Genomic DNA, 20,793 nt, shown 5'->3' with positions numbered 1-20,793 from the left:
ACAGGAGTTCGAACATGGTGACACTGATACTCGTCTGGATCCTGAACGCGGTGGCCTTGCTGGCCGTTGCCTACCTGCTGCCCGGCATCACGGTGGCCAGTTTCGGTTCGGCGCTCATCGCCGCGCTGGTGCTGGGCCTGGTGAACATGCTGGTCAAGCCGGTCCTGGTGCTGCTGACGCTGCCCATCACGATCGTTACCCTCGGGCTTTTCCTCATCGTCATCAATGCCTTGCTGTTCTGGTTCGTGGGCTCCGTGCTCAAGGGCTTCCAGGTCAACGGGTTCTGGTGGGCCGTGGGTGGCGCGATCCTGTACAGCATCATTTCCGGTCTCCTGACCAAGCTGATCCCGTAGAGGGCCCCCCCGAGCGCTGCGCGCTTCCCCCAGGGGCGTGCCTGCGGACCGGCGGAGCCGGATCCGCGGCACCCCGCGCTGTCACACTGGCCGAATGCGGCGCTTAGCCATAAAAATACTGATATGTCCGAATCGATTTCTCCTGCTTTCAGTCTGGAATTCTTTCCTCCCCGCGACCTGGCCGGCCAGGAGCGGCTGGTGCGCGCGGCCAAGCAGATGCTGGCCATCCAGCCCAAGTACGTCAGCGTGACGTTCGGCGCGGGCGGCTCCACGCGCGCCGGCACCGCCGACGCCGTACGCACGCTGCGCAACCTGGGTTGTGACGCCGCGCCGCACCTGTCGTGCGTGGGCGCCTCGCGCCAGGACCTGCGGGACATCCTGCAGGCCTACAAGCGCGAAGGCGTGCGGCGTGTGGTGGCCCTGCGCGGCGACCTGCCGTCGGGCATGGGCGGCGACGCGGGCGAGCTGCGCTACGCCAACGAGCTGGTGTCGTTCATCCGCCAGGAAACCGGCGACTGGTTCCACATCGAAGTGGCCGCCTATCCCGAAATGCATCCCCAGGCCGCCAATCCCTCGGCCGACCTGGATCATTTCGTGACCAAGGTGAAGGCGGGCGCCGATGCCGCCATCACGCAGTACTTCTTCAATGCCGACGCCTATTTCGACTTCGTCGACCGGGCCCGCGCCAAGGGCGTGAACGTGCCGATCGTGCCGGGCATCATGCCCATCACGAACCATACGCAGCTGCTGCGGTTCTCCGAGATGTGCGGCGCGGAAGTCCCGCGCTGGATCCGCCTGCGCCTGGCCGAATTCGGCGACGACAAGGCCTCCATCCGCGCCTTCGGCGTGGATGTCGTGACCGAGCTGTGCCAGACGCTGCTGGACAACGGCGCACCCGGCCTGCATTTCTACACGCTGAATCATTCCGAAGCGCCGCTGGCGATCTGGAAGGAACTGACAGTGTAAGCGGTCGGCGGCGCGGCGGCGGACATACCGCTGGCTGCCGTCGTGAAAGGCCGGCGTCTTCCCCAGTCTTAATAAGTTGGTCAGATCGATCCCCACGAAGCGTTACGCTGCGTGGGGATTTTTCTTTCTGGTAACTCAGACTCGCGCCTCAGCAGTTTCGAAGTATTCATATGTGCAAGGGCGCGGCTCCGCCTTAGATTGAACGACTTTTTGTTCAATCAACGAGTGAAACTCACATGGCGGGAGCGGCGACTGATTTGATGGCCGATGCGTCCAGATGGACGCGTCGGGTGGTAAGTACATTGCCATGTCCGGATTGGACCTCGCTGGAACACGGTATCCGCCCCTGGATTTTTCTGGACGGCGCCCGCAGCGACACACTCGAAAGCGACGTTCTGCGAATCACAAGGGCATTCGAGCACCGGTGGGTCTGGCGCGACACGCCTCGGGAGTACCGCAACCCAGGCTATCGCCATGGTCCCCTGCTCGTGCCCCTGGACGAGGCCTTGTTCACTCACGCCCTTGACCATTGGTTCCGTCAGCAAACCGGGATCATCCTGCTCGCCTCTGACGATCACGACACCCTGGTCGCCCATCTGCAACAGTTGCATCAACTGACGGGTTCAGACGGACTTCCGATCAGCTTCAGCCTTAACGGCGCGCGGGCGCTTGAAGAGTTCTGTGAAGGCTTGAACGCGCACGCCCTGGCCAGGCTGTTCGGCCCCCTCCAACGCTTCATCTGGTATGCGGGCAACCCGCATCAGGGCGAATGGCTGGTTGCGGACTCTCCGGTATCGGGGCAAGCCATGCCTGCGCTGGACGAGCCCCTCGCCTTGACGAAAGCCGACGAGATCTCACTCGACCAGGCCAGCCTCGCGTGGTTCATGCGCGACTGCGTGCGTAGTGTCCGCCAACAAACCTCTGCGTATAACGACCCCAAGAATGATCCGGCCTTGTGGCGGCACGCGGACCTGTTCGTTCGCGAGGCGGCGGATCAACTTGCATTCACCCTGGAACGCGACGTTCGCCGCTACGTCGATCTGCGCTTTCGCTACCCGCAAGCGGCTTTCTCCACAGACAACGTGCTTCGCGAAATGCTGACCAGCCGGCACATTCCGGGAAAACAGCGGTTGGTCGACGCCGAAGCGCGGCTCTCGACCCTTGTGGCGCGGTAAAGGAGCCTCATCAGGTGGACGACAAAGCGGTGAACTACAAAAAGGCACTGGGCTCCATTCGCCCGAATGAAAAGCGCCTGGGCAAAGCCATCTCCCCACCGCCCTGCGAACGCGGTGTGCCCCTGTATCCGCTGCGCTATGGCATTGCCGATTACGCGTGGGACAGGGAGGTGTTTCCCCGCCTGAACACCGAGGGCTATCCCGCACTCACGGCAGGCAAAGCGTACGGATTGCGCACCTTGCGTCCGGGCACTTACGTCTACCTCTTCTACTTCGAGCACGGGCGCATGTGGACGCAGCATTACCAAGTCACCGAAGACGTCCGCTTCGCCCGTATCTGGTGGAGTGATGCGGACGACGACGATGCCACGCCGGGCCGGCTCAGCCGGCCCGATACGGTGGGTGCTCAGACGTATCTCTTCGCGCCGGACGCAAAGACTGCCGAAACCGTTCACATCCTGGTCAGCGACACGCTGCTGTCCCACCGCACGTTGTGGGCCATCGAGACCAATGATGGCGGCCTTCGCGATGTATTGAGCACGCAATGCAGGCCTGCGGGCAATGCGTATCAAGAACACATCTTCGACGCGACGCTGCTGGGCGAGGCCGCACCGGAACTTGTCTCGCCATCCGGACATGGCGCTCCCCGGCCTTTTGGATGGAGCGAAATCCAGTTCTCGGAAATGGCGCCCAACCACCACAACGTTCTGGCCAACATGTACCTCGCGTTGCTGCCACGCAAGGACTTCACGCCCCTGGTGGTTGCGTTGCAGGATCCGATCGGGATCGCCAGCGAGCTTCATTATCGGATTACCCATTCCGTGACCCGCAAGACGGAATACGCCGGACGCAACGCGCACAAATTGCAGAGCGCAACGCTCATCCGCAATTACTTCGAGGCGATGAAGAAAGAGGCGGGTAAAAACCCAGACGTCGCCAACACGATCACGCGGCAGCAAAACTTGGTGAACTACAGCGGCGCCATGTCATTCCCCGACGTCTACGCGAAGGAAATCGAAGCGTTTGACCGCACTATCGCAGCAGCGGTAGCGGATTCCGTTGCGTGGGTTCGCCTTATCGATCCGTCGCGGCTACTCGGCAAGACGCTGCGTTGCTTTGATCGCGGCGTGATCCACAACGCCCATGACTATGAGGACGCCGTCCTGCAGTGCATTGGCGGTCTGGTGCACGCGAAAGATGGAATACAGGTGCTGAACGACCTGATCAATCTTCCGGTTGAGAAAAGTCCCTTTTGGCTCGCGCTGGCCAATGGCAGTGAACTGCTTCTTGCCCGTCTGAAGGCCAGTTCCGGGGAGCTTGCCAAGAATCTTTTCAGCGTCTTGGACAGGTTTCTGGAAGAGCACAAGCTAACGGCAGCCTCCAACGCCCTCATTGGGCTGCTGCAGGCTGTGCCGGAATCCAAAGTGGCGGAGGCATTTGTGCCTCGTCTGCGGCACGTGATGGAGATCAGAGCCGGCATCGCCATTGTGCGATATGACTTCGGAATTGCGGATTTGCAGCGTGCAGCTTACGAATTTCAAGGGTATCAAGCCTTAGGCGAAGAGAAATTTCGTGAGTGGAAGATGCCGCCCCCGAAGATCAATCCCGCAGACTCCGCAAAAAGGGCGTCAGTCTTTGACTGCGTGCAGGCTGATGACGCGACTTCCCGAACAACTGATCCGATCCGAGGCGATCGATCTGCACTCCCGGCACCACGTTCAATTCAGATGACGGGCAATCCGTTCATCAATATGTTGAACCGTGTGCGAGGGCCCCTAGGACATTTGTTTTCCGGTCTGGGTGGGCTCTTAGCTTTAAAAGGCTTGGCTAGTGCCTGGAAGAAACAGAAAGACAACAGCGCTCCGGTTGCCAACTATGTGGGTCTTTTCGGAGCCATGAGTACGGTCGTCGCTGCCAGCATAGAACTTGGCACATCTATGGTTTCCAGCACGACCACAGGACGTGCGAGCAAACTTGCCGAAAGGGGAATGAAAATCCTTTCAGCAAAATATGGGATGGCAGTTTTTGGAGCATTGGGATCCGGACTTGTGTCCGCATCTGACTCCATCAGATCGATCAGCGCTTTTAAAGACAGTAACCCTGTCCTTGGGGGAATGCTGATGGGTTCAGCGTTAGCAGGTGGCGTGCTGACCGCAGCCACGTGGGGAGGCGGCATGGCAGCAGCCGCGACTATCAGCAATGGCGGGGCAGCCGTTGCCGCCCTCGGGCTCACTCCGTTGGGCTGGACAATCGTCGCGGGCGTCGCGGTTATTTTCATTGTGGGGTTTGCATTCGGTGCCGACCTGGCCAAACACGGTCCGGTCGAAATCTGGCTTAAACACAGTGCGTGGGGTGTTCACGAACGTCATTATTCCAACCATGAAGAACTCGACGCTATCCACAGTTTGTACTACCGACCGCGTTTGACACCCGCCTGGAATAATGCGCCAGATCATTCAGTGGGCAACCTCCGGATCAGTTGCCAAATCCCTGGAATATGCGACATGCCGGCAGAAAGATTCCAGACAAAACTGGTCTTCTCCTTAAGCGGCATAAAGCTTTCTCCCGTGCATGGACCAATCATCCTCGCCCGCGGGTCGAGCGCGATCGACTACCGCCGAGAATGCCTCGTTACCTCATTAGGCAGCACTGGCAATGAGTGCGGCTGGGCGATTCAAATGCATAAGGACACAAAAGTAGAACTGCAATATCTCTACTTCCCCGACCCCGATGAACACCCTGATCTCATGCTGCGACAACCTGATGCGCCTGCGCCAATGGTATTCACTTCGAGTGGTTGGTTTCGTAACTCAATCGATCCGGCAAAACTCGAACCCATAGGTGCGCCGAGATGACCGGCACAATAAAGCGCCTCCCAAAGAGCTTTCGCTTTGGAGGCACACCTCTATCTGAAAGGGACGCCCTGTCTGCACGTCCGGAACCGGATGGCGTACGAAGGGTCAACGCGAACTGCATTGAGCTCGATACCTATGCCAACTATGCACAACGCGGTGCCGCAGCATCAATCGGCATGTCCATAAACATCGCCATCGCAACATTTATCGTCGGCGTCCTTGCGGTTGGCCTCGAAAATATGTCCCTGGAACGGACCATGATGATGATTGCCCTGTCGCCTGCTCTGACCGTCATGGCGTTTATCTTTTATCTCGCCAGCGGCGCCCACAGAAGTCGTGGCGCGTTCGTACGCATCCATCGAGGCACTCGTAAACTGTATTTCGTCTATCCAAGCCGGAAGCTCCTTCACGTTCTCGACTGGGACGAGCTCGAAGCGATGGCCGGCTACATCCCTATCGTCTCAGCAAGCGGCTATACCAGCCGACACCCGCTTTACCTGATCGGCGTCGACTATGCGATGGATCCGCCAACTGAAATCTGTGCGGCATGCGGCAACCTCGGCCTGTTGGACGGAGACCGATCAGCCAAGTCGCTGTGGTCTTATCTCCAAGCCTTTATGGCTCGTGGACCCGAAGGTTTGCCCCAGCCTGCGCCGTTACCCCCTCGACTTAGCCGCACACAAGAGACCCTTCAACCTTACCGAGACTGGTATGCCGGATTGCGCGGCAGGCTCGTTCGGCCCTACGGCGTCTTGAAAGCGCCGATCACCATTCCGCTGTGGATCGGCTGGCTCTTGATCATTGTTTTCCCCGACAGCGTGGAGGCCTTCATTCAGTACAACGTGCCTTACGCTCGGTTTCCCAAGGAAATTGACCAGCTGTGCGGATTCGACGATATCCAGCCAGGGGCCATTGGCATCAGCGGCGACCGCATTCCCCCCTAGAGCAGGCTCAAGCGATGACGCCCTAAGCCTGCGTCATCGTGAACCAGCGCGGGTCTACCGCCTAGAACGAAGCCGTCCGAACGCCAACGTCCCTGGCTGCATCAAGTGTTTTCCGACAAGGCCACCGCTTCTGAGGCGTACCCCTTCATTCGGAGGCGTACCCCTTCATACGGGCGCTGCCGAGATGGCCTTGTTGTGTTCCGCTGCGGCGCCCAGGCGGGCGCCGCAACATGCCTCAATCCGCGTACACGCCCGCCTTGCGAATCACGCCGCCCCACTTGTCGACTTCAGAGTTCAGCCACGTCTGCAGGCCCTCAGGCGTCTGCTTGGCTTCGGGCACGATTTCGGCGCCCAGCTCGGCCATCTTCTGTGTGAAAGCCGGGTCCTTCAGTGCGGCGCGCAGCGCGGCGTTGAACTTGTTGATGGCCTCGGGCGGCGTGCCCTTGGGGGCGTAGACACCGTGCCACACCTTGACCTCGAAATCCTTCAGGCCGCCTTCTTGCAGGGTGGGCGCGTCGGGCAGCGTCTTGATGCGTTCCTGGGTCGTGACGCCGTACAGCTTGACGCGCTCGGCCTTGATCTGCGGGATGGTCTGCGTGGTCTGGTCGCACAGCACGTCCACCTGGCCGCCCAGCAGCGCGGTCATGGCGGGCGCGGTGCCCGCGTAGGGCACGGTCGTGAACTGCACGCCCAGCGACTCCTGTAGCAGCATGCCGCACAGCTGCGACACGGCGCCCAGGCCGGCATTGGCCAGGTTGATCTTGTTGCCGTTTTCCTTGGCGTACTTGATGAAGTTGGCCATGCCGTCGGCCGGCAGATCCTTGCGGCCCAGCAGGGTCATGGGCACGTCGGCGACCTGGCCGACATAGGCGAAGTCGGTCAGCGGATTGAACGACAGCTTGCGGTACAGCGCGGGCGCCGTGGCCATGCCATTGTGGTGGATCAGGAAGGTGTAGCCGTCGGGCGCGGCGCGTGCCACGTGTTGCGAGGCCAGGGTGCCGCCCGCGCCGGTGCGGTTTTCGATGACGACGCTCTGGCCCAGCGTCTTGGCCATGGAGGCGCCCAGGCTGCGGGCCACGACGTCGGTGGGACCGCCCGCGGCAAACGGCACGACCAGTGAAATCGGGTGATTCGGGTAGGCCCCCTGCGCGCCGGCGTTGCCAACAGCCAGGCAGGACAGGGCCAGCACGGGCCAGGCTGCGCGCTTGATCGCGCGCGCGTATCGGTGGGACATGTCTCGCTCCTTGTAGTGTCTTTGGCCCGCGATGCTGCGCATGGCGGGCAGGCATCGGCAGTGTGGCGCGACAAGGGCGAGGTTGGGAATTCGCGGTTTCGCAAGCCGGGCTTCGGCGCGCGGAAAGGAGGGTTTACGTGGATTTGCCCGCAGAAGCGATAAGAAGCGTGCGTGTAGCGCCTCGGATGGGCAGGGTCTCACTTGGGGCCGGGCCGGTGCGAACTGCGCGCACGGGTTCCCGAATGCGCCCGCGCCGGGCCATCACGGCTCCGGGATGTTTTCCCGGAAGATCACCTGCAGCCGCGGCAGGTAGCTGGGTTCGGGCGCGCCCTTGACGGCCGCCACCAGCAGCTTGACGATCTCGCGCGCCTCGACGCGCGGGTTCTGGTCGATCACCGCGTCCATGGTGCGATCGAGCAGCAGGCGGCGCGTGGCCTCGGTGAGGTCGTGACCGACGAAGACGATGCGAGACGCAGAGGACGCCTTGCTCGGCCGGGCCGCGTCAGGCCGGGCCGCGTCAGGCCCCGCGTCGCCCGCCCATGCCTCAACCGGCCGGGCCTCCTTCAGCGCCCGTGCGATACCTTGATTGCCGGCGCCGATGTTGTAGATCGCGTGAGGCGGGTCCTTGCGCAGCAGATCCTGCGTGACGGCAAAGGCGCGGTCGCGGTCGTCGCCGATCTCAAGAATGTGGGCGATGCGCAGGTGCGGAAACTCTTCGCTCAGCAGCGACCGAAAGCCCATCTCCCGCTCTTCGTGGCCGCGATAGGCCAATGACCCGACGAACACCGCGACCTTCCGTTCGGTGTGCTGCGGCAGAAACCGGCCCAGCAACAGCGCGGCCAGACGGCCCGCGGCGCGGTTGTCGATGCCCACGTACCCCAGGCGCGCCGAGATCGGAATGTCCGACACCAGGGTGCTTACGTGCACGCCGCTGTCGCGCAGCGCCATGATGGCGTCGCGCACCTGGGGATGGTCCAGTCCGACCAGGCCAACGGCCTGCGTCTGATCGCGCAGTTCGTAGAGCTTTTTTGCGAGCTTGTTGGCATCGAACCCCTCGATCAGATGCAGGCGGGCCTGCACATCGGGGCGGGTGGCGGCTTCTTCGAGCAGGTGCCGGCCCAATGCGGTCATGAAGCTGTTGGTGCCGGCGGGCAAAACGAAATCGACCCGCACGTCCTGACTGGCGGCCTCGGCGCCCGGGACGAAGTAGCCCAGGCGATTGGCAATCGCCAGCACGCGGTCGCGGGTCTTGCCGCGCACGCCGTCGCGGTCGTTCAGTACCCGGTCCACGGTGGCGGTGGACATGCCGGCTTCGCGGGCAATGAGGGAAATGGTGGGGCGCATGCGGGATCGGGCTCTCAAGACACCATCAGGACGATGGCGGCGCGGCCATCATAAGCCATCATTTGCAATCATTCGAGATCAAAAAGGTAACGCCGCCGTCCTATGAGCGCCTATCGCCTTTACCCCTGATTGTTTTGATGTGAATATCGCGGCTCAATACATCAAACACCGCACGGCAGGGTGCCAGGCAGTCGACAGGGCACACCACGCCGGCAGGAGGAGACCATGTCGCACCCTACCTTGGTGCCCGACCCGCCCGTCCGGGAACGGCGCTTTCGCATCGGCTGCATCGGCGCCGGCATGATCATGGCCGAATGCCATCTGGCCGCCTACCAGCAGGCCGGCTTCACGGTGGCGGCGATTGCGTCGCGTACCCGCAGCAAAGCGGCCGCGGTTGCCGAGCGCTACGGCATCCCGCGTGTGCACGAGGATCCCCTGGCCCTGATCGCCGATCCGCAGATCGAGATCGTGGACATCGCATATCCGCCCGACCTGCAGCCCGCGCTGATTCGCGCCGCATTGGCCGCCCCGCACGTGCGCGGCGTGCTGGCGCAAAAGCCCCTCGCCCTCTCGCTGGATGAAGCCCGCGCCTTGCGCGACGAGGCGCGCGCCGCAGGCAAGATCCTGTCGGTGAACCAGAACATGCGCTACGACCAGTCGATGCGCACGCTCAAGCAGCTGCTTCACCAGGGCGTGCTGGGCACGCCGGTGTTCGCGCAGATCGACATGCACGCGATCCCGCACTGGCAGGATTTCCTGCGCGGCTATGACCGGCTGACGCTCTCGAACATGAGCGTTCATCACCTCGATGCCCTGCGTTACCTGTTTGGCGAGCCCACCGAGATCACCAGCATCACCCGCCCCGACCCGCGCACCGAGTTCGCGCATCGGGATGGGCTGGTCTGCACCACGCTGCGATTTGGCAACGGCCTGCTGGCGCTGTCGCTCGAAGACGTGTGGTCCGGCCCGCGGGCCGAGGGATACCCCGACGACCAGCACATCCGCTGGCGCGTGGAAGGCACCGAGGGCGTGGCGCGCGGCACCATCGGCTGGCCCACCGGCGAGCCGTCGACCCTGAGCTACGCCTCGCGCGCGGCCCAAGGCCATACCGACGGGCGATGGGTGACGCCCACGTGGGACACGATGTGGTTTCCGCATGCCTTCATTGGCGTGATGGAGCAGTTGCAGTACGCGCTGGCCAGCGGCACCGAGCCTGCGTTGAGCGTGACCGACAACGTACGCACGATGGCGCTGGTCGAGGCCGCGTATACGTCCATCGCCGAAGGCCGCACGGTACGGCTGCCGGCTGTTGAATAACCAGACAGAAAAACAGACGGAGACAACCATCATGATCCAGACCGGAATCTTCTCGGGCTACTTTCCCTATGAGCTGGAGCGCACCGCCAAGGTGATCCGCTCGCACGGCTTCAACACCGTGCAGCTGGACCTGCATTTCAAGGACATGGAGCTCGGCCCGGGGCAGCTGACCGCGCAGAAATGCACGCAGATCCGCGACACCTTCCGCAACTATGACCTGCCGGTGTCCTGCATCTCGGCCTATACCAACATCGTTCATCCCGATCCCGCCGAGCGCCAGCGCCGTAACGGCTATCTCAAGGAGATCCTCACGCACGCGCGCCAGCTGGGTTCGCCTTACGTGATCTCGGAAACGGGCACGTTCGACCCCGACAGCGACTGGGTGCATCACCCCAAGAACAAGACCGAGGAAGGCTGGGACCAGTGCCGCGCGGTGATCGCCGAGCTGTCGCAGCATGCCTATGACCATGGCGCGGTGTTCCTGCTGGAGACCTACGTGAACAACGTGGTGGGATCGGTCGAGGAGACGCTGCGCATGTTCGCCGAGGTGGATCACCCTGGCCTGGGCCTCCTGATGGATCCGACGAACTACTTCGAAGCGCACAACATCGACCAGATGGACAGCACGCTCAATCAGGTGTTCGACGCGCTCTCGGACAAGATCTGCATCGCGCATGCCAAGGACGTGAAGCGTTCGGGCGATGACAAGTCGGAAAAGCACAGCGATATCGGTGACGAGGGCGCGGCCGAAAGCCATACGTTCCGTGGGGTCGGCGAGATCGAGCTGCCCGCGCCGGGCCTGGGCGCGCTCAATTACGACCTGTACTTGCAGCGCCTGGCAAAGAAGCACCCCAACATTCCCATCATCATCGAACACCTGACCGAAGACGACGTGCCGCGCGCCAAGCAGTTCCTCGACGAGCGGCTGCGCGCGAACGGTCTGTAGGCCGGCGCCGCACGCGAACCAGGCGCACCGCGAAGCCATCCTCGAACAAGGCCCGCGGCGCGCCGCTCGAACACGATTCTGAACACCGACACCGGCAGACGCGCGCCCGCGCATCCGCCAGGGAGAACTCATGCCTGATATTTACGGAACCTGGATGACGCGCCGCGACGTAGAGGCGCGCACCGGACAGCTTGCGCAGTTTGCCGGCGTACGCCTGATGACGCTGGACGACGGGCTGGAGCGCGGTATCCGCATGCTGGAGTTCCGCAGCGGCACGGGCCTGCGTTTCACGGTGCTGGTGGATCGTGCGATGGACATCGCCGATTGCGAATACCGCGGTTTTGCCATGGGATGGCAATCGCCCTCGGGCTTTCGCCATCCCGGACTGCATGACTACGAAGGCGAGGGCGGGCTGGGCTGGATGCGCTCGTTTTCGGGACTCATGGTCACCTGCGGGCTGGATCACATCCTGTTCATGTACGACGCGCCGGCCGACAACTATGTGTACGGCCCCCGCAAGACGGCCAAGCAATCCATCCATGGCCGCGTCGGCACCATTCCCGCGCGGCTGACCGGCTACGGCGAACGCTGGGACGGCGATCACTGCGTGCTGTGGGCCGAAGGGGTCGTGAGCCAGGGCACCGTGTTTGGCGAGCATCTGGAGCTGCACCGCCGCATCGAGATCGAGGTGGGCACCAACGACATCAAGCTGTCGGACCGTGTGGTGAATCGCGGCTTTTACCGCACGCCCCATATGCTCTGCTATCACATCAACCTGGGCTATCCGGTGCTGGACGCCGGCTCGCGCTATCTGGCCCCGATCCGCGAGGTGGTGTGGGCCGCGCACGAGCAGGACTACCGCAAGCAGGGCGTGGGCTACCGCCGCATGCCGGCGCCGCAGCTGGGCTTTCATGAGCAGGTGTGGCAGCACGAGATGGCCGCCGCGGCCGACGGCAGCGTGCCGGTCGCCCTGGTGAACGATGCGCTGGGCCTCGGGATGCAGGTCAGCACCTACAAACATCAATTCCCCTGCCAGTATCAGTGGCAGAACCTGCAATCGGGCCAGTACGCGATGGGCATCGAACCGTCCACCAACCATGTGTTGGGGCAGGGCGCGGCGCGCGAGCGCAACGAGCTCATCTGGCTGGAGCATGGCGAGGCGCGCTGCTACGACACGACGTTCAGCGTGCTGGGCTCGGCCGCCGACATCGCAGCCTGCGAAGCACGCATCCGCGCGATTGCGGCGCAGCCCGAGACCGACTATCCGCCGTTGTCGGGGCGCTTTGCGCCCATCGCGGGGCGCCCATGAGCGCGCGCTTTTCCTTGCAAGGCCGCCGTGTGCTGTACACAGGCGCGGCGGGCGGCTTTGGCGTGGACACCACGGTCGCGCTGCTGCAAGCGGGCGCCCATGTGATCGCGCTGGATAACCACGCCGGGCATATCGATCGCCTGCGCAGCACCGTGCCGGCGCAGCTTGCCGGGCAGCTTCAGATCCTGCAGGCCGACCTTGCCGACGCCAGCGCGCTGCAAGCGCACCTTGAGCAGCTGACCGCCGAGGGCACGATCGATGTGGTCATCAACAACGCGGCCATCTATCCCTCGCGCCCGTTCGAGGAATACAGCGATGCCGAGCTGGCGCGCGTGCACCGCGTGAACGTGGAGGCCGCCGTGCAGATCGTGCGCGCGGCGCTGCCGGGCATGCGCGAGCAGCAATGGGGCCGCGTGATCAACATCTCGTCGATCACGCTGTCGGGCGGGTGGGAAAACCTGCTGCCCTACGTGCAGTCCAAAGGCGCGATGGTGGGCGTCACGCGCGCCTTCGCCCGCGAGTTTGGCAAGTGGGGCATCACGGTCAACGCCATTTCGCCGGGCGCGTTCCCGACCGACGCCGAGAAGATCCATCCCGATCCCGAGGGCTACAACCGCATGGTGCTCGAACGCCAGTCGGTCAAGCGCCGCGGGCACGCCGGCGACATCGCCGCGGCCATCGTGTTCCTGGCCTCGGACGAGGCGGGTTTCATTTCCGGACAGACGCTGGCGGTGGACGGCGGCTGGGTCATGCATTGAAAGGCGCATCGGCGCCACGCAGAGGGTAGAAGCAATGAGCATTCTTTCTGGCTACAAGGTTCTGGACTGCTCCATCGCCATGGCGGGGCCGTTCGCGGCGCAGCGCCTGGGCGACCTGGGCGCCGACGTCATCAAGATCGAGCCACCCACCGGCGAATGGCAGCGGCACGCGCCCGCCGGCGGCATCACGGGCAACAAGATCAACGTGTCCTTTCTTTCGCTGAACCGCAACAAGCGTTCGCTCGCGATCGACCTGAAGAGCGCCGGCGGCAAGGAGATCATCCAGAAGCTCGCGGCGCAGGCTGATGTGTTCATCCAGAACTACCGGCCGGGTGTCGCCGGCCGCCTGGGCGTGGACTACGAGACCTTGTCGGCCCTGAACCCGCGCCTGATTTATGTATCGATGTCGGGTTTCGGCGAGGACGGCCCCTATGCCACGCGTCCCGGACAGGATCTGCTGCTGCAGGCGATGTCGGGCGCGATGCTGTCGTCGGGCCGGGCCGGCGAGGCGCCGCGCGCGGCGGGGCAGTATGTGGTCGACGCCGTCACCGCGTATTGCGCGTTCGAAGGCGTGCTGGCCGCGCTGCTGCACCGCGAGCGCACCGGCGAAGGCCAGAAGGTCGAGGTCAACATGCTGGATGCCATCACCACGATCCAGATGCAGGAGCTCTCGGTGTACACGGTGGGGCACAAGCCGCAGGTGCGCAGTGCCGAGCCGCATGCCCACGTATACATCCGCGCGCCCTATGGCACCTTTGCGACCAGCGACGGCTATCTGGCGCTGGCCATGCCCGATATGAACGTGCTGGCGCGCGTGACTGAAGAACCGCGCCTGGCGGACTACGCCGGCGAGCGCGACGGTTGGGAAAAGCGCGACGAGATCTACGCGCTTGTGCGCGACACGTTGGCCCGCGCCTCGACCGCCGACTGGTTCGCCAAGCTGGATGCCGCCGGCATCTGGTGCAGCCCCGTGTATGGCTACGCCGATCTGGTCGACGATCCGCAGATCGCGCACAACGGCACGTTCGTCGAATACGAACATCCGACCGAAGGCCGGATCAAGACGCCGGGCTTTCCGATCCGCTTTTCGAAAACCCCTAGCCAAGTGGTGCGCGGCGCGCCGCTTACCGGTCAGCACACCGACGAAGTGCTGCGCGACTTCGGCTTCAGTGCCGACGAGATCGCCGCACATGCGGCCTCGGGCGCGGTGCTGCGAGGGGCCTCGGAATGAGCGAGCGTGCGTTGCCCTATCGCGGCCTGACCTGGGATCACCCGCGCGGCTACAACGCGCTGCACGCGGCCACCGCTCACACGCCGCTGGTGCACTGGGACAAGCAATCGCTCGAGGGCTTCGAGTCCGCGCCCATTGCCGAACTCTGCGCGCGCTATGACCTGGTGGTGCTGGATCACCCCCATCTTGGCGAAGCCCTGGCGCACGATTGCCTGCAAGCGCTGGACACCGTGTTCGCGCCCGACGAGCTGGCGCCGATCGCGCGCGACAGCATCGGGCTGTCGTACGACAGTTACCGCATGGCCGGTCGCCAATGGGCGTTGCCGCTGGACGCCGCCACGCAGGTGATGGCCACGCGCGCTGACCGGTTGGACGGCTCCGTGCCGCGCACCTGGCATGAGGTGCTGACGCTGTCGCAACGCAGCGGCTCGGTCGCGCTCAGCTGGGGCGGACCGCATCCGTTTCTGTCGCTGCTGTCGATTGCCGCCGCGCTTGCACCCGATACGGACTTGCGGCCGCACGGCGCCTGGCACGACGAGGCGACGCTCGCCGACGCATGCGACGTGCTTGTCGAACTGGCGCGGCGCACGCCCGCGCACGCCTTGGCTTACAACCCGATCGCGCTGCTGGGCCACATGAGCGCGCGCGACGACATCACGCTATGCCCGCTGGTCTACGGCTACGTGAACTACGCCACCTCCGCGGTCGCCAAGCCGCTCACGTTCCGCGACGCGCCCCAGGCCGACGCTGGCCGGCCCGGATCGATCCTGGGCGGGACCGGCATTGCGATATCGCGGCGCTGCGTCGTGGGGCCGGCGTTGCGCGCGCACCTGTTGTGGTTGCTGGCAGCCGACACCCAAAGCCGCTTCATCCCGCAGCATGAAGGCCAGCCCAGCCATCGCGGCAGCTGGGCCGATGCAGACGTGAACGCGGCCAGCGGCAACTTCTATGCCAATACGGCCCGCACATTGGAAGCGGCCTCGATCCGGCCGCGGCACGACGGCTACATCGCCTTCCAGGGCGAGGCCTCGCAGTTTCTGCGCGACGGCGTTGCCGCCCGCGCACCCTCCCACACCTTGGCGCGCGGCCTGACCCAGCGCTTTAAGGCCAGCCTGGCCGCCGCCTCCCCGCACCCCGCTGCATAAGGATTTCGACGTGAGCGCACTCGTCAATCTCAGTATCGATGGCCATGTCGCCATCATCGAACTCAACCGTCCCGAGAAGCTGAACGCGATGACGCCCGAGATGGCCGACTTGCTGATCGCCGCGGTAGAAGCGTGCAATGCCGACGCGCAGGTGCGCGCGGTAATCCTGACCGGCGCGGGTCCCAAGGCCTTCTGCGCCGGCTCGGACATCACCGAGCTTGACCGCTACGCCACGCCCTGGGATTTCCGCAACCGGCTCGATTACTGCGACTGCGTGCGCATGTTGAAGAAGCCCACCGTGGCTGCGATCAACGGCTATACGTTCGGCGGCGGCCTGGAGATGGCATTGGCTTGCGATATCCGCATCGCCGCCGACAACGCGCGCCTGGGCGCGCCCGAGATCAAGCTGGGATGGATTGGCGGCGGCGGCATGACCGCGCAACTCGTCCATGCGATCGGCCCGAGCAATGCCGCCCTGATGGTGCTGACGGGCGATCCCATCCGCGCCGAGCAGGCGCTGGCCTGGGGGCTGGTGAGCGAGGTGGTGCCGCAGGAGCAGCTTCGCGAGCGCGCGCAGGCGCTTGCCGCCACCATCGCCTCGCGCGCGCCCATTGCGGCCGAGACGGCCCGCGTCAATCTGCGCGCCGCGTTGTCGATGCCGCTGGAAAAGGCCGTGGAATACGAGCGCGATCTGCAGGCGATCTGCTTTGCCACCGCCGACGCCAAGGAAGGCCGCAAGGCATTCGAAGAAAAGCGCGCGCCGAAGTTCGAGCGGCGCTGACGCGGCGGGCGCCGTCCAGCGCGGCGCCGGAACCCTCTCAGTTGGGCTGGTCCTTGCCCGGGTCTTCGGCCAGCACCTGCGGCGTCACGTAGGCGCTGCGCGCCGCATCGGCCGGCTCCATGCGCAGGGGCTGGTGCACCCGCGACGGCGGCACCAGCGAGCCCGGCGCGTCCGGGTTGGTCCACAGCGGATCGGGGATCTCGGCAAAGACCTGGCGCAGGCGTTCGCCCCAGGTGCCGCGGATCATGCGGAAATACTCGTTGTGCTCGTCGATGCTGGCAAAGTGCGTGACGCGCAGCGAATTGGCGTCGTACACCAGCAGGTCCAGCGGCAGGCCCACCGAGATATTCGAGCGCAGCGTGGAATCCATCGAGATCAGGGCGCACTTGGCGGCTTCGTCCAGCGAGGTGTCCGGTTGCAGCACGCGGTCCAGGATGGGCTTGCCGTACTTGGCCTCGCCGATCTGGAAGTACGGGCATTCCTGGCCCGCCTCGATGAAGTTGCCGGCCGAATACACCTGGAACAGGCGGCATTGCTCCATGCCGATCTGCCCGCCGAAGATCATGCTGACGTTGAAGTCGACACCCTGTTCGTGCAGGGCGGCGGCCTCGCTGTGATAGACCTCGCGCACCGCCGCGCCCACCAGGCGCGTGGCCGTGAACATGTCGGGCGCGTTCCAGAGCGTGTCGGCGCCTTCCTCGCGCTGGCGGGTCAGCACGTTCAGCACGGCCTGGCTGACCGCCAGGTTGCCGGAGGTCATCAGGACCATGACGCGCTCGCCCGGCCGCTCGAACACGGTCATCTTGCGAAAGACACTGATCTGGTCGACCCCGGCATTGGTGCGGGAGTCGGAAAGAAACACCAGGCCGGCGTCCAGGCGGGCAGCTACACAGTAGGTCATGATCGGAAAGAGGGAAAAGCCACCCCGCATTGTATTGCGGCGGGGCGGGGCGGATGTTACGGCTTACTGCTGCGCGCCGGCCTGGACCTGGACGCTGATTTCCATGGACTCCTCGCCACCGCCGGTGCGCACGCCCCGCACGGGCGATGCCGAGTCGTAATCCCGGCCCACGGCCAGCCGGCAATGGCATTCCGAGGCGAACTGGCTGTTGGTGATGTCCACGCTGGTCCAGCCCAGGTCGGGCAGCCAGACGTCGGCCCAGGCGTGGCTGGCCGCGTGCTCGGCCGTGGTGTACAGGTAGCCGCTGACGTAGCGCGCGGGCACGTTCAGGCCGCGCACGCAGGCAAGGAACAGGTGGGCGTGGTCCTGGCATACGCCATGACCCAACGCCAGCACCTGGTTGGCGGCGGTGGTGACGTCCGTGGTGCCGGGCTCGTACGCCACGCGCCCGTGGATGGCGTCCGCCAGCGTCAGGATGTCGTCCGAGGTCGACAGTCCGTTTGGCAGCACCGCGCGCGCGAACGCAAGAACCGTCTCGTCCGCCTGCGTCAGCCGCGTCTGCACGCAATAGGCATGCACTGGCAGCCGGCTGTCCTCGCCGCCCAGCACGCCGCGCACCAGCGGCGCCACCAGCACCTGGCCGGACACGCGCAGCTCGATGTCGCTGTGCGGCTGGTTCAACGTCAGCGTGTGCGTGATGTTGCCGTAGGCGTCGACCTGCTTGTCCAGCTCGCCCGGCGCCTCGATGTTCCAGCGCAGAACACGCTGGTGTTCGTCGTCGCGCGGCGTCAGGCGCAGGGTCTGGATGCTGTAGTTGACCGGCGCGGTGTAGCGGTAATGCGTGACGTGCGTGATGATCTGCTTCATGGCTGTCTCCGTGTTATGCCGACAGCGGCACCAGGAAGTCCTGGCTGATCCGGTTGCCCAGGTCGTTGATACGGTCAAGGAACCGGTCCAGGTACCGGTGCAGTCCGCTCGCCAGGATGTCCTCGACGCGGCCGTACTGCAGCTCAGCACACAACATGCCCGCGCGCCGCTCCGTCTCGGTGGAGCGCTGGTTCGCCACGCGCGCCAGGTCGTCGGCCACCGCCCGCATCGAGGCCAGCAGCGACCGCGGCATGTCGCCGTGCAGGATCAGCAGTTCGGCCACGCGATCGGGGGTAATGACATCGCGGTACACCTTGCGGTAGATCTCCAGGCCGGACACGGAGCTGAGCAGCGCCGACCAGCGGTAGAACTCGCTTTGCACGGCTGCGGCGCTGGCCGGTTCCGCGCGGCTCTCCTGCGCGCCCGCGCTGCTGCGTTCGTGGAACTTCACGTCCAGCATGCGGGCGGTGTTGTCGGCGCGCTCCAGGTGCATGCCGATGCGCATGAAGTACAGCGCCTCGTCTTCCAGCATGGTGCCGATCGTGACGCCGCGCGCCAGGTGCGAACGGAACTTGACCCACTCGAAGAATTCGCCCGGATTGCGTTCCAGCAGCCCCGTGTGCAGATGCTTGAGCAGCTCGAGCCACGTCGTGTTGTAGGTTTCCCAGACTTCCGTCGTGAGGCTGCCGCGCACGGCGCGCGCGTTTTCGCGGGCGGCGCGCATGCACGAATAGATCGACGAGGAATTCTCCGGGTCGCGCACCATGTATTCCAGCACGTCGTGCGGCGAGATCGACGCGTACTTGCTCTGATACAGCCCCTGCAATTCGGAGATGCGCAGCACGCCCAGCCACGAGCCTTCTCGCGTATGCGTGTCCTGCGGCAGCAGCGACATCTGCAGGTTCACGTCCAGCATGCGGGCGGTGTTTTCGGCGCGCTCGGTGTAGCGGCACATCCAGAACAGGTTGTCGGCGGTTCGGCTCAGCATGATCAGTCCTCCAGCACCCAGGTGTCCTTCGTGCCGCCGCCCTGGCTGCTGTTGACCACCAGCGAGCCCTCGGTCAGCGCCACGCGGCACAGGCCGCCCGGCACGGTGCGGATCTCCTTGCCGCACAGCACGTACGGCCGCAGATCCACGTGGCGCGGCGCGACGCCCGATTCCACGTACGTGGGCGTGGTCGACAGCGCCAGCGTGGGCTGCGCGATGTAGTTGGCGGGATTGGCGCGCACGCGGTCCCGGAACGATTCCACCTCGGCGCGCGAGGCGGACGGCCCGACCAGCATCCCGTATCCGCCCGCGCCATGCACTTCCTTGACCACGAGGTCCTGCATGTTGGCCAGCACGTGCGACAGCTCGTCCGGCCGGCCGCAGCGCCAGGTCGGCACGTTCGACAGGATGGGTTCCTCGCCCAGATAGAAGCGGATCATGTCGGGCACGTAGAGATACGTGGACTTGTCGTCGGCGATGCCGGTGCCGATCGCGTTGGCGAGCGTGACGCGGCCGGCGCGATACACCGACAAGAGGCCCGGCACGCCCAGCGCGGAATCGGCGCGAAAGGACAGCGGATCGAGAAAATCGTCGTCCAGCCGGCGGTAGATCACGTCGACCTTGCGCGGCCCGCGCGTGGTGCGCATGTAGACGGTGTTCTGCTCGACGAACAGGTCCTGGCCTTCCACCAGTTCCACGCCCATCTGCTGGGCCAGGAAGGCGTGCTCGAAGTAGGCGGAGTTGTACATGCCCGGCGTCAGCACCACCACGGTGGGATCGTCGCCGCCGTGCGGCGCGACCTCGCGCAGGTTGTCCAGCAGCAGGTCGGGGTAGTGCGCGACGGGTTCGACCTTGATGCGGCCGAACGCGTCGGGCATGAGCCGCATCGACATCTTGCGGTTCTCCAGCATGTACGACACGCCGGACGGCACGCGCAGGTTGTCCTCCAGCACATAGAATTCACCCGCGCCCGCCCGCACGAGGTCCACGCCGGCGATGTGGCAGTAGATGTCCTCGGCCACGTCGACGTCCTGCATCTCCGGACGGTATTGCGCGTTCAGGAAGACCTGCTCGGCCGGCACGATGCCCGCGCGCACGATGTCGTGGCCGTGATAGATGTCGCGAATGAACAGGTTCAGTGCGCGCACGCGCTGTTTGAGGCCGGCTTCCAGGTGGCGCCATTCCTCGGCGGGAATGATGCGCGGGATGAGGTCGAAAGGGATCAGGCGCTCGGTGCCGGCGGCGTCGCCCGCGACCGAGAATGTGATGCCGACGCGGCGAAAGCTCAGGTCGGCCTCCAGCCGGCGCACGGACATGGCTTCGTCCGACTGCTCGTTGTGCCAGCGCTCGAACGCCTGGTAGTGGGAGCGGATGCGGTTCTCGCCATCGCGCATTTCGTCAAAGGCGGATGGACGGGCGGGTAGGTCCTTCATGGCTCCTCCGTGCAGATGCTTGCGGCCGCTTGCACGCGGCCGTCATCCGGCCGTGGCCGGCCGGTCAAGGTGTACAAGCAACCCGCATGCCAGCTTTGTCGGCAGACGGGGCGACACGGCATCAATATGCGCTGCGGGTGGGGGAAATGCCATCCCCGGGGCGGACGACGGCGTAATCCGGGGACGGGAGGCCGTCAGGGGGGCGAAGGCGGCTGGAGAGCTGCCCGGGCGCGCGCACCAAGCTGG

At 64.7% G+C, this 20,793-nt stretch carries 18 protein-coding genes; 12 read left to right on the top strand and 6 right to left on the bottom strand.

Annotated features, from left to right (window positions below):
- Positions 1-17: 17 nt before the first annotated feature.
- From QEP15_RS24770 to QEP15_RS24750, 5 genes are all read left to right on the top strand, one after another.
- Positions 18-353, top strand: a complete 336-nt coding sequence (locus tag QEP15_RS24770) for a phage holin family protein (protein WP_056327402.1) — start codon at positions 18-20, stop codon at positions 351-353.
- Between the two features lie 123 nt (positions 354-476).
- Positions 477-1,319, top strand: coding sequence for a methylenetetrahydrofolate reductase [NAD(P)H] (gene metF / locus QEP15_RS24765; RefSeq protein ID WP_253854127.1), 843 nt, complete (start codon positions 477-479; stop codon positions 1,317-1,319).
- 260 nt (positions 1,320-1,579) lie between these two features.
- Complete coding sequence (locus tag QEP15_RS24760; RefSeq protein ID WP_280148214.1) at positions 1,580-2,494, top strand: DUF4123 domain-containing protein; 915 nt, start codon at positions 1,580-1,582, stop codon at positions 2,492-2,494.
- A gap of 14 nt (positions 2,495-2,508) precedes the next feature.
- On the top strand, positions 2,509-5,349 hold the full coding sequence (locus QEP15_RS24755) for a toxin VasX (RefSeq protein ID WP_280148213.1): 2,841 nt from the start codon (positions 2,509-2,511) through the stop codon (positions 5,347-5,349).
- Positions 5,346-6,293 (top strand): DUF6708 domain-containing protein, encoded by a 948-nt coding sequence (locus QEP15_RS24750; protein ID WP_175156932.1) that lies wholly within the window; start codon positions 5,346-5,348, stop codon positions 6,291-6,293. Before QEP15_RS24755 ends, QEP15_RS24750 begins: the two co-directional genes overlap by 4 nt.
- A 235-nt stretch (positions 6,294-6,528) precedes the next feature.
- On the opposite strand, the gene QEP15_RS24745 is transcribed toward QEP15_RS24750, so the two are convergent.
- Positions 6,529-7,527, bottom strand: coding sequence for a tripartite tricarboxylate transporter substrate-binding protein (locus QEP15_RS24745; protein ID WP_175156933.1), 999 nt, complete (start codon positions 7,525-7,527; stop codon positions 6,529-6,531).
- A gap of 261 nt (positions 7,528-7,788) precedes the next feature.
- The gene (locus QEP15_RS24740) at positions 7,789-8,871 is read right to left on the bottom strand and encodes a LacI family DNA-binding transcriptional regulator (RefSeq protein WP_280148212.1); all 1,083 of its coding nucleotides are present in this window, start codon (positions 8,869-8,871) and stop codon (positions 7,789-7,791) included.
- 225 nt (positions 8,872-9,096) lie between these two features.
- Between QEP15_RS24740 and QEP15_RS24735 the strand changes: the two genes are divergently transcribed.
- The 7 genes from QEP15_RS24735 (at position 9,097) to QEP15_RS24705 (ending at position 16,358) form a co-directional block, all read left to right on the top strand.
- Positions 9,097-10,188, top strand: coding sequence for a Gfo/Idh/MocA family protein (locus tag QEP15_RS24735; protein ID WP_152382924.1), 1,092 nt, complete (start codon positions 9,097-9,099; stop codon positions 10,186-10,188).
- Between the two features lie 31 nt (positions 10,189-10,219).
- On the top strand, positions 10,220-11,134 hold the full coding sequence (locus tag QEP15_RS24730) for a sugar phosphate isomerase/epimerase family protein (RefSeq protein ID WP_152382923.1): 915 nt from the start codon (positions 10,220-10,222) through the stop codon (positions 11,132-11,134).
- A gap of 130 nt (positions 11,135-11,264) precedes the next feature.
- A complete protein-coding gene (locus QEP15_RS24725; RefSeq protein WP_152382922.1) occupies positions 11,265-12,443 on the top strand; it encodes an aldose 1-epimerase family protein in 1,179 nt (392 codons plus the stop codon).
- Positions 12,440-13,201, top strand: coding sequence for an SDR family NAD(P)-dependent oxidoreductase (locus tag QEP15_RS24720; protein WP_152382921.1), 762 nt, complete (start codon positions 12,440-12,442; stop codon positions 13,199-13,201). The genes QEP15_RS24725 and QEP15_RS24720 overlap by 4 nt, the downstream gene beginning before the upstream one ends.
- Before the next feature lie 34 nt (positions 13,202-13,235).
- Positions 13,236-14,432, top strand: a complete 1,197-nt coding sequence (locus tag QEP15_RS24715; protein ID WP_128830127.1) for a CaiB/BaiF CoA transferase family protein — start codon at positions 13,236-13,238, stop codon at positions 14,430-14,432.
- Positions 14,429-15,577, top strand: a complete 1,149-nt coding sequence (locus QEP15_RS24710; protein WP_280148211.1) for a type 2 periplasmic-binding domain-containing protein — start codon at positions 14,429-14,431, stop codon at positions 15,575-15,577. Before QEP15_RS24715 ends, QEP15_RS24710 begins: the two co-directional genes overlap by 4 nt.
- A gap of 10 nt (positions 15,578-15,587) precedes the next feature.
- Positions 15,588-16,358, top strand: a complete 771-nt coding sequence (locus QEP15_RS24705) for an enoyl-CoA hydratase/isomerase family protein (protein WP_108007273.1) — start codon at positions 15,588-15,590, stop codon at positions 16,356-16,358.
- Positions 16,359-16,395: 37 nt separating this feature from the next.
- Here QEP15_RS24705 and QEP15_RS24700 read toward each other — a convergent pair whose 3' ends face one another.
- The 4 genes from QEP15_RS24700 to QEP15_RS24685 form a co-directional block, all read right to left on the bottom strand.
- On the bottom strand, positions 16,396-17,259 hold the full coding sequence (locus tag QEP15_RS24700) for a proteasome-type protease (RefSeq protein WP_056327404.1): 864 nt from the start codon (positions 17,257-17,259) through the stop codon (positions 16,396-16,398).
- A 63-nt stretch (positions 17,260-17,322) separates the two neighbouring features.
- Positions 17,323-18,126, bottom strand: a complete 804-nt coding sequence (locus QEP15_RS24695) for a transglutaminase family protein (protein WP_056327332.1) — start codon at positions 18,124-18,126, stop codon at positions 17,323-17,325.
- 13 nt (positions 18,127-18,139) lie between these two features.
- Positions 18,140-19,114: an alpha-E domain-containing protein gene (locus QEP15_RS24690; protein WP_056327334.1), complete on the bottom strand. Its 975-nt coding sequence runs from the start codon at positions 19,112-19,114 to the stop codon at positions 18,140-18,142.
- A 2-nt stretch (positions 19,115-19,116) separates the two neighbouring features.
- Positions 19,117-20,547, bottom strand: a complete 1,431-nt coding sequence (locus tag QEP15_RS24685; protein ID WP_062838905.1) for a circularly permuted type 2 ATP-grasp protein — start codon at positions 20,545-20,547, stop codon at positions 19,117-19,119.
- Between the last annotated feature and the right edge of the window lie 246 nt (positions 20,548-20,793).

The sequence above is a fragment of the Achromobacter mucicolens genome (assembly GCF_029866465.1).
Classification (GTDB): Bacteria; Pseudomonadota; Gammaproteobacteria; order Burkholderiales; family Burkholderiaceae_B; genus Achromobacter; species Achromobacter mucicolens.
The sequence above is the reverse complement of the archived record's forward strand: the minus strand, read 5'-3'. Positions and strand labels throughout refer to the sequence as shown.

Coding starts and splice junctions, on each gene's coding strand:
- metF (WP_253854127.1), top strand. CDS start 477: ATGTCCGAATCGATTTCTCCTGCTTTCAGTCTGGAATTCTTTCCTCCC.
- QEP15_RS24760 (WP_280148214.1), top strand. CDS start 1,580: ATGGCCGATGCGTCCAGATGGACGCGTCGGGTGGTAAGTACATTGCCA.
- QEP15_RS24750 (WP_175156932.1), top strand. CDS start 5,346: ATGACCGGCACAATAAAGCGCCTCCCAAAGAGCTTTCGCTTTGGAGGC.
- QEP15_RS24745 (WP_175156933.1), bottom strand. CDS start 7,527: ATGTCCCACCGATACGCGCGCGCGATCAAGCGCGCAGCCTGGCCCGTG.
- QEP15_RS24740 (WP_280148212.1), bottom strand. CDS start 8,871: ATGCGCCCCACCATTTCCCTCATTGCCCGCGAAGCCGGCATGTCCACC.
- QEP15_RS24735 (WP_152382924.1), top strand. CDS start 9,097: ATGTCGCACCCTACCTTGGTGCCCGACCCGCCCGTCCGGGAACGGCGC.
- QEP15_RS24730 (WP_152382923.1), top strand. CDS start 10,220: ATGATCCAGACCGGAATCTTCTCGGGCTACTTTCCCTATGAGCTGGAG.
- QEP15_RS24725 (WP_152382922.1), top strand. CDS start 11,265: ATGCCTGATATTTACGGAACCTGGATGACGCGCCGCGACGTAGAGGCG.
- QEP15_RS24720 (WP_152382921.1), top strand. CDS start 12,440: ATGAGCGCGCGCTTTTCCTTGCAAGGCCGCCGTGTGCTGTACACAGGC.
- QEP15_RS24715 (WP_128830127.1), top strand. CDS start 13,236: ATGAGCATTCTTTCTGGCTACAAGGTTCTGGACTGCTCCATCGCCATG.
- QEP15_RS24710 (WP_280148211.1), top strand. CDS start 14,429: ATGAGCGAGCGTGCGTTGCCCTATCGCGGCCTGACCTGGGATCACCCG.
- QEP15_RS24700 (WP_056327404.1), bottom strand. CDS start 17,259: ATGACCTACTGTGTAGCTGCCCGCCTGGACGCCGGCCTGGTGTTTCTT.
- QEP15_RS24695 (WP_056327332.1), bottom strand. CDS start 18,126: ATGAAGCAGATCATCACGCACGTCACGCATTACCGCTACACCGCGCCG.
- QEP15_RS24690 (WP_056327334.1), bottom strand. CDS start 19,114: ATGCTGAGCCGAACCGCCGACAACCTGTTCTGGATGTGCCGCTACACC.
- QEP15_RS24685 (WP_062838905.1), bottom strand. CDS start 20,547: ATGAAGGACCTACCCGCCCGTCCATCCGCCTTTGACGAAATGCGCGAT.